General features: G+C 69.9%; 1 protein-coding gene. It reads left to right on the top strand.

Annotated elements, in window-relative coordinates:
* The first annotated feature begins 131 nt into the window (after positions 1–131).
* Positions 132–1,259 (top strand): TerC family protein, encoded by a 1,128-nt coding sequence (locus tag N866_RS18925; protein ID WP_081802827.1) that lies wholly within the window; start codon positions 132–134, stop codon positions 1,257–1,259.
* The last annotated feature ends 37 nt before the right edge of the window (positions 1,260–1,296 follow it).

Here is a 1,296-nt window from a genome sequence, read left to right as displayed (position 1 = left end):
GGAGGGGAGTACTCCCGTCGCGGTGGCATCGTCATCACGGCTGACGCGATCGTCGGCCCGGTGCGCCGGCCCGGCCCGAGAGGGCGGGTGGAGGAGACCTCCGGTACCCCGTCCGAAGTACCGGAGGTTCTGTGGACGTCCCCCTCTGGGTCTGGCTCGCCACCGCAGTCGGCGTGCTGGCCCTCGTCGTGTTCGACTTCTTCGCCCATGTGCGCACCCCGCACGAGCCGACGTTCCGTGAGTCCGCGATCTGGTCCACCGTCTACATCGGGCTGGCGGTCGTCTTCGGTCTCGGTCTCATGGCGGTCGCCGGGACGACGTCGGGCGGCGAGTACTTCGCGGGGTACGTCACCGAGAAGAGCCTGTCGGTCGACAACCTCTTCGTGTTCCTCATCATCATGACGAGGTTCGCCGTCCCGCGGCCGTACCAGCAGAAGGTCCTGCTCGTCGGCGTCGCGATCGCGATCGTCCTCCGGGGCCTGTTCATCTGGGCCGGTGCCGCGGCGATCGCCCAGTTCTCCTGGGTGTTCTACATCTTCGGGGCGTTCCTCGTGTACACCGCGGTGAAGCTGGCCCGGGAGAAGCACGACGAGGACGCGCCCGCCGACTTCAAGGACAACCGGCTCCTGCGCCTCGTCCGCCGCGTGATCCCCTCGACGACCGAGTACCACAGCGACCGGCTCTGGGTCCGCAAGGCCGGGCGCCGGGTGGCCACGCCGATGCTCATCGTCATGATCGCGATCGGGTCCACCGACGTCCTCTTCGCCCTGGACTCGATCCCGGCGATCTTCGGGCTCACCAAGGAGCCCTACATCGTGTTCACGACCAACGCCTTCGCCCTGCTGGGCCTGCGACAGCTCTACTTCCTGCTCGGCGGGCTGCTGCAGCGCCTCGTGTACCTGTCGCAGGGGCTGGCGGTCATCCTCGGGTTCATCGGCGTGAAGCTGGTCCTCGAGGCGCTGCACACCAACGAGCTGCCGTTCATCAACGGCGGTGAGCACGTCGAGTGGGCCCCGGAGATCCCGATCTGGCTCTCCCTCACGGTGATCCTCGGCACCCTGACCGTCGCGACCGTCGCCAGCCTGGCGGCGACCCGGCGCCGGGGTGGCGCGGTGGAGTCCGTCGCCGAGCAGGGCGACCTCGCGACCGAGGGTGTCGACCCGGAGGGTGCGGGGACGCCGGTCGCCGAGGCGTCCCTCAGCCACACGGCCCGGGTCGGCCGTCTGGGCGAGGCGTCGGACGAGACGTCGCGCGACTGACCGGCGGCGCCACCCGACGCAGGGGGAGCGGCGGGAC

Source organism: Actinotalea ferrariae CF5-4 (genome assembly GCF_000603945.1).
GTDB lineage: Bacteria > Actinomycetota > Actinomycetes > Actinomycetales > Cellulomonadaceae > Actinotalea > Actinotalea ferrariae.
Note: the sequence above shows the minus strand (reverse complement) of the source record. Positions and strands in the feature narration are given on the sequence as shown.